At 72.9% G+C, this 6,563-nt stretch carries 5 protein-coding genes; 3 read left to right on the top strand and 2 right to left on the bottom strand.

Going from position 1 to position 6,563, the window contains the following annotated elements:
* On the bottom strand, positions 1-2,674 hold a 2,674-nt coding region (locus P3L51_RS34365; protein ID WP_354609284.1), incomplete at its 3' end, for a hypothetical protein.
* Between the two features lie 538 nt (positions 2,675-3,212).
* Between P3L51_RS34365 and P3L51_RS34360 the strand changes: the two genes are divergently transcribed.
* Both P3L51_RS34360 and P3L51_RS34355 read left to right on the top strand, forming a co-directional pair.
* Positions 3,213-4,055: a hypothetical protein gene (locus P3L51_RS34360; RefSeq protein WP_354609283.1), complete on the top strand. Its 843-nt coding sequence runs from the start codon at positions 3,213-3,215 to the stop codon at positions 4,053-4,055.
* A 39-nt stretch (positions 4,056-4,094) separates the two neighbouring features.
* On the top strand, positions 4,095-4,475 hold the full coding sequence (locus P3L51_RS34355) for a hypothetical protein (RefSeq protein WP_354609282.1): 381 nt from the start codon (positions 4,095-4,097) through the stop codon (positions 4,473-4,475).
* Positions 4,476-4,736: 261 nt separating this feature from the next.
* Here P3L51_RS34355 and P3L51_RS34350 read toward each other — a convergent pair whose 3' ends face one another.
* Positions 4,737-5,642, bottom strand: a complete 906-nt coding sequence (locus P3L51_RS34350) for an NAD(P)-dependent oxidoreductase (protein ID WP_354609281.1) — start codon at positions 5,640-5,642, stop codon at positions 4,737-4,739.
* A 128-nt stretch (positions 5,643-5,770) separates the two neighbouring features.
* On the opposite strand from P3L51_RS34350, the gene P3L51_RS34345 reads away from it, so the two are divergent.
* On the top strand, positions 5,771-6,563 hold a 793-nt coding region (locus tag P3L51_RS34345), incomplete at its 3' end, for an AfsR/SARP family transcriptional regulator (protein WP_354609280.1).

Genomic DNA, 6,563 nt, shown 5'->3' with positions numbered 1-6,563 from the left:
ACCGGAAGAGTGCCGCGATGGCCTCGAAGGGGTTCACCGGTGGCGGGACCGCCAGTTGGGCCTCGGCGCCGGGCGGCCGACCCGACAAGGCGTTCGGATCGTTCGGATCGTTCGCCGCGTACGGGGCGCTCGCGGGCAGGCTTCCCCCGATGACCTGTGCGGCGACGGTCCCGATGAAGAAGCGCGTCATGTCCACCCAGCCGTCCGGAGCCCCGTCCGCGAGGGAGTCGACCAGATGGCCGGCCTCACCCACCAGGTCCACCGCCCGCTGCGGGTCGGCGCGGTGGACGACGACGGCTCGCTGGGCGAGTGCCCGCATCAGGGTGGACCCGGCGAACAGCCGCATCGGGTGACCGGCGGGGCACGCCATGAACGTTCTGCGGCACTGGTCGACATGTTCGTCGGTGATGTCCGGCTTCGGCCCGCCGGCCGGCCCCATGGTCTCGATCAGGTCGACGTAGGCGTCGCCCATCATCTCGAACCCTGACAGGCCCTCCCCGGCCTCGGAGACGGCTTCACCGGCGAGTTCCTTGATCCGCCGCGCCAGTTCCCCGGCGCGTACGAGCTGCCCCGGTTCATGACCGAGCAGATAGTTCTGCAAGGCGTTGTGCAGTTCGGTATGGAGCGCCAGCACCGCCGGGGCGATGTCGGCGGGCGGCCCTTCGACCGCCGACGAGGCGAGCAGCGCCGCCGCCTCTCGCGCCGCTTCCGGGTCGAGCCGCGCGGCCGACCAGGTCGTGAGCGCGGAGGCGAGGAGCCGATCGATTCCTTCGTCCGATTCGCCGCTGTGTGTGCGCGCGTAGCGCAGCAGTCGGACGATCTCGTCCAGAGAGGAGGAGACGTCGCCCCGGCCGGCCGCCTGGGCGGCGAGCGCGCTGCCGAGCCCGGCGGCGAGCGGCGCGCGCAGGGAGGGCTCGTCCTCGCCCGTCTCCGCCAGCAGTTCCCGCATGACCTCGATGTCGGCGGCGAGGTGTTCGGGGTCGTCGAGGCGGAGGCCGTCGATACGGGACAGCTGGGAGACAACCTTGACCAGTTCCGCGTCCGGTGCGCCGTCGGTGCCGTCCGGTCCGCCGAGGGGGACCGAGCCCACGGCGACCGACAGCGCGAGGTCGAAGTGGCCGCCGCGCAGCAGGCCGAGCGGCAGGAAGTCCGCCGGGGCGCCGGCCGCCACCTCGTCGGTCAACGTCCCTGCCTCGGCGAGGAGTTGTGCTGACTCGTCCGCGTCGGGGCGGTCCGTCGCCCGCAGTCCCGCGAGAGCGGCCAGCACGGCGACGTACGCGTAGCGGTGCGGCGTGCCGGCGGGAAGCGCCGCCAGCGCGGCGCGGTACCGGTCGATCCGCTCATCGGATACGGATACGGATACGGGTGCCGTGTCCGCCCCGGCGCTGATCGCGGTCGCCAGGCCGACGATCTCCAGGTCGATGTCCGGGGGGCCGCCCGTGCGCGCCGTCCGCTCCCTGAGCTGTTCGACGATGCCGCCGAGCAGCGGCGCGGCGTCGTGGAAGCGCTCCGGATCGTCGCCGCCCGCCATCCGGCTGTTGAACTCCGCCAGATCGGCGAGGAGTTCGGCGTCGGCGCTCTCCACGGTGCCGAGCAGTTCGGCCGCCTCCCGCGCCGCCTCACGCGCGGCCTCCCGCGCCTGCTCCCCCGCCGCCTCGTTGTCGCCGCGCTCCCTGGCGAAGGCATCGAGCCCCCGGCTCAGGCTCGTGGTCACGGCGGCACGGGCCGGATGACCGGCGGGCGTACGGACGAGCGCCGCGCGCAGCCGTCGTACGCCGCAGGCGATCCGGCCCGCGTCGCGCTCGGCCGTGCCCCCGTCGACAATGGCCTGGCCCGCGCGCAGGTCCAACTCCCCCGGCCAGAAGACCGGTTCGGCGTCCATCAGGCGCAGGAAGCGCAGCGCCTCGGCGACTTCGGCCGTGTGCAGCCCGTCCGGTACGAGCGCGACCATCCGCTCGACCTCGGACATCGGCGGTTCGCCGAGCAGCCGCGCGGCGTCCAGCACCGTGCCGAGGGCAAGCGCGGGCGCGTCGGCGCCCGCCGGGCCGAGGGTGTTCGGCTCGGCGGACGGCAGCCGCTCGCACACCGCCGCCGCGTTCCGCGCCGCCACGGCGAGCGAGTCCGGGTCCGCCGCGAGCTGGAAACGCGCCGTGTGGAGGGCCAGGGCATGGAGCGCCAACTCGACGAACCCGTCGTGGCCCGGCGGCAGATAGTGCTGAGCCGTGTCGGACCAGGCGATCGCCCGGTCGAGGGCGTCCAGCCGGTCGGACTCCGCCAGACCGGGCACACTCAACGCGACCTCGCCGTACGCCGAACTCATCAGGTGCTCGAACCGCGTCCCGTGCGACGGATCGGCGGGGTCGAAGGCGTCGCGCAGGGGCTGGGGATACCGCCCGTGGTCGGGCACTCGCGGGTACAGGAATCCGAAGGTGCTCAGCACGATCGTCACGTTCCGCGGCGCGTCCGGGTCCTCGGGCCCCTCGTGACGGAACCAGAAGGTCCAGAAGACGTCGGCGACGGACCCCAGGTCGACCGCTTCCTCGGGCGACGGCGCGGCCTCGCGCAGCAGTGCCAGGGCGTCGCGCACCGCGTCGTCCTCGCGCAACCGCGCGGGATCCTGGGAGTTCTGAGCCGATACGAGGCGTGCGACAACTCGTTCCCGAAGCTCCGTCATCGTTCTCCAGATTAAGCTGAGTCAACGTCAGAGGGCAGTGGTTCGCGGAGGTTTGGGGGTCTGCGGTGGGCGACGGGGCGCAAGCGCGAAGGCTGTACGAGGACGCCGTGGAATATCTGTGCCGCAACGTCGACGCGTTGCGTGAGCTGATCGGTCCGGCACGCTGGGAAGAGCCTTTCGCGGCCGTCCGGGACGGCGACCCGACCACCGGTGAATGGCGGGACTCCGTACGGGAGTTGCACGATGCGGCGGAGGCGGCCGGGATCCCCGGCGGGATCGGTCTGCGCCTGACGATGGGTGTCGGCGACTGGCTGTCCGGGCCCGCGCCGCAGTCGGTCGGCTGGGTCTGCCCCACGGGCCGCTGTGCCCGGGTGGATCTACGGAGGGACGGGGCCACGCCTCGTACACCTACAGCGACGCCTACAACGACACTGGCAGCGGTACCTGCAGCGGTACCTGCAGCGGTACCGACGCCGACTCCGACTCCGACCTGCGCTCTGGCCGACCGGCCGATGCGCCTCGTGGAGGGCTGAGCGCGGTGGAACTGCTCGTCGAACTCCAGAAGCGCATACCCGACGGGTGGTTCCTGCGGCGCCTGCTGCCCGCCGCGCTGTTCGTCGTGGTGGCGCTCGTGGGCGGCGGGCAGCTCGGTCAGCGGCACTGGAACGACCTCGGGCTGGCCCGCGAGGGAATCGCCGGAGCGCTGCGGCAGAGCGGCGGGCTGACCGCCGACGGTGTCGCCTCCCTCGTACTCGTCGCGGTGGCGATCGTGGCGGCCGCGTTCGCGGTGCCCTTCGCCGGGAGCGCGATCGGCGCGCTGGCGTCGGGGGCCTGGCCCTGGTGGCTGATGCCGGTGTCGCGGCGCGTGACCGCGTGGCGCGTACGGCGCTGGGCGCACCCCGACGCGATCGGGCGGGAGTCCGTGCGCGCCCGCGACGCCGGGAAGGAGTTCCGCGCCGACCGGCTCGACGCACGCAGGGCCCGTGCGGAGCGGGACATGCGGGACTCCCCCACCTCGTCGGGACAGCCCGGCTCCCCCACCTGGTCGGGCGACCGGTTCCGTGCCGCCGAGGAGCACGTCAGGGCGGAGACCGGTACCGACATCGCGAGCGAGTGGACCAAGCTGCTGCTCGCGGCACCGGACAACTCCCGTGCCGCGCTGAGCGACACACGCGCGGCCTACGACGCGGCGTGCGAAGCCCTCGCGTGGAGCGCCGCGTTCACGGTCCTCGGCGCCTGGTGGTGGCCCGCCGCACCGGTCGGGATCGTGCTCTGGCTGACCGGCCTGCTGTCGCTGCGCCGCGCGGTGGAGGCGCTGTGCCGTACGACCGAGGCGGTGTTCGCCCTGCGGGACACCGAACCGCCGCCCACCGCTTCCTGACGGACCGTCCGTTGAGCGGACGGTCGGTAGGGTGCCCGTATGACCGAGACGGAGAAGCCCCGACGACCAGTGAGACAGCTGGCCGAACTGCCGGACGTGTACGCCTTCTTGGAGGAGGTCCGGCTGCGGCCCGACATGTGGGTGCGGGGTGGCTCACTGGCCCACCTCGACTCGATGCTCTCCGGATATCGAGTCGCTCTGGCCGTCCACGGTGTCGTTGAGCCCCTGGACTTCTGGGGTCCACGGGGCCAGGCACCTTTCGGCGACTGGCTGTTGACCCGGCCGGGCATGCCGGATGAGAGCTCGCTGACCTGGTCGGCGGAGATCGAGCGGGCGGCGGAGAAGGCCGGCACGCCCGCCATCGAGATGTTCTTCGACCTGCTGGACGATTTCCGCGCCAGGGGCGACGGGGCCCACTGAGTCGCGCCGACGGCGGGAACCGGTCGCCAGGGGCCGCGAATCGGACGAATGCCGGGGATGCCAGATGCCGGACCAGTACGTCACGAGCACGAGCGGCACCACACCACCGGCGCCCAACAGGCCCTTCCACCGGGCCCCGTCACGCCCGCCGCCCGCGCGCGGCCGACGGGCGCTCGCGTTCGCTCCCGCGCTCCCGCGCTCCCGCGCTTCCTCGCCATACGTCCCCCGTCTCCGCCCGTATCGCGCGAGGGAGGGAGGGCGTCAGCGCGGGGGCCGGAGTGACTCGATCGCTCGGGAGAGGCTCGCCGCGCCGTGACCCTGGGCGATCTGGCGCTCGAAGAGGGTCAGGAGCGGGGTCAGCAGGTCCACCCCGATGCCCTGGGCCTTGGTGGCCGTCAGCATGTTGGCCAGGCCCACCGCGTTGATTTCGAGGTTGGACGTCTCCGTCGTGTAGTCGCCGGAGTCGATCTCGGCCGCGAAGCCGGGCAGCGCAGCCGCGGCCGCGTTCAGCCAGGGGACCAGGAGGCTGGTGATGTCCGTGGCCTTGAGCTGGGCCGAATCGGCGACCGCGACCGACTGGAAGAAGCCCGCGAACATGCCGTACATGCCGCTGAGCAGCGCGACGTCGTAGACCGATGCCAGGCCCGGGTCGGTGCCGACGAAGGTGGGACCGCCCAGGAGGTTCAGTTGCTCGCGGTACGTCTCGAAGACGGCGGACGAGCCGCTGTAGAGGACGAACGCCTCCGGCGTGCCGATCGTCTGCGGTACCGCGTAGACCGCCCCGTCCAGATACTCGGCGCCCTGTCCCGTCGCCCACGCCGCCAACTCACGGGCGGGCTCCGGGGTTCCGGAGGTGAGGTTGATCAGGATCCGGCCCCGGAGCGCGTCGGCGGCGGGCGTCAGGATCTGTCGTACGTTGTCGTAGTCCAGCACGGACACGATGACGAGTTCTCCCGCCGCGATGGCTTCGGCGGCCGTCGTCGCCCGGTGCGCGCCTCTGGCGACCAGATCGTCGGCCTTGGCCGGGGAGCGGTTCCAGACGGTGGTGCGGTAGCCCTGTTCGAGGAAGACCGCGGCGAGCGCGCGGCCCAGGTTGCCGAGGCCGATGACGGTGACGGTCGGGCGGTCGGGCCGCGAGTCGGTCTGCTGTGCGGGCTCGGTGGTCATGGGGTTCCTCCCGTGGTGTGCGTCGCGTTCGGTTGACGCGATGGGAAGGACTCTGCCGAGTCGGGCTGTCGATCGACTGCCGGTCCACTGTCGGCCGGCCGACCGCCGCCGCCCGTAGGGTGACTCATATGCGATTCGGGGTGCTCGGTCCGCTGGCCGTGTGGACGGCGGACGGCGAACCCGTGCGGATCCCCGGCGCGAAAGTCCGTGCGCTGCTCGCCCACCTGCTGGTGGATCCGGGGCGCGCCGTGTCCGTCGGCCGGCTGGTGGACGAGCTGTGGGGATCCGCGCTGCCGGACGACCCCGGCAACACCTTGCAGGGAAAGGTCTCGCAGCTGCGCGGCGCGCTGGAGCGGGCCGAGCCGGGCGGGCGGGGTCTGGTGGTCTCCGGGGCCGGGGCTTCGGGGTATCTCCTGCGGACCGGCCCCGACGCCGTCGACGCGGGCAGGTTCACCGCGCTGCTGGACCGGGCGCGGGCCGAGGCCGTACCGCGTACGAGGGCGGAGCTGCTGTCCGAGGCGCTGGGGCTCTGGCGGGGAGAGGCGTTCGCGGACTTCGCCGGTGCGCCGTTCGCGCTCGCGGAGATCAACCGCCTGGCGGCGGCCCGGCTGACGGCGCTGGAGGAACAGGCGGAGGTACGGCTGGAGTTGGGACAGCACGCGACACTGGCCGGTGAACTCGGCGGCCTGGTCGCCGCGCATCCACTGCGGGAGCGGCTGCGCGCCGCACACGTGCGCGCCCTGTACGGCGCGGGGCGCCAGACCGAGGCGCTGGAGAGTTACGAGGACCTTCGGCGCCGGCTCTCCGACGAGCTGGGCCTGGAGCCCGGGCCCGAACTGGCCGCCGTCCAACAGGCCGTGCTGCGGCAGGACTTGGCCGTGGCCGACTCCCGCCTCACCCGCTTCTCCCTCCCCTCCCGCC

Origin of the sequence: Streptomyces panacea, from assembly GCF_040560175.1 — a bacterium.
GTDB classification, from domain to species: domain Bacteria; phylum Actinomycetota; class Actinomycetes; order Streptomycetales; family Streptomycetaceae; genus Streptomyces; species Streptomyces panacea.
This window is presented reverse-complemented; position numbering and strand designations above follow the sequence as displayed.

What these genes read in the sequence shown, in the direction of transcription:
- P3L51_RS34355 (WP_354609282.1), top strand. Translation starts at nt 4,095, where the DNA reads ATGACCGAGACGGAGAAGCCCCGACGACCAGTGAGACAGCTGGCCGAA.
- P3L51_RS34350 (WP_354609281.1), bottom strand. Translation starts at nt 5,642, where the DNA reads ATGACCACCGAGCCCGCACAGCAGACCGACTCGCGGCCCGACCGCCCG.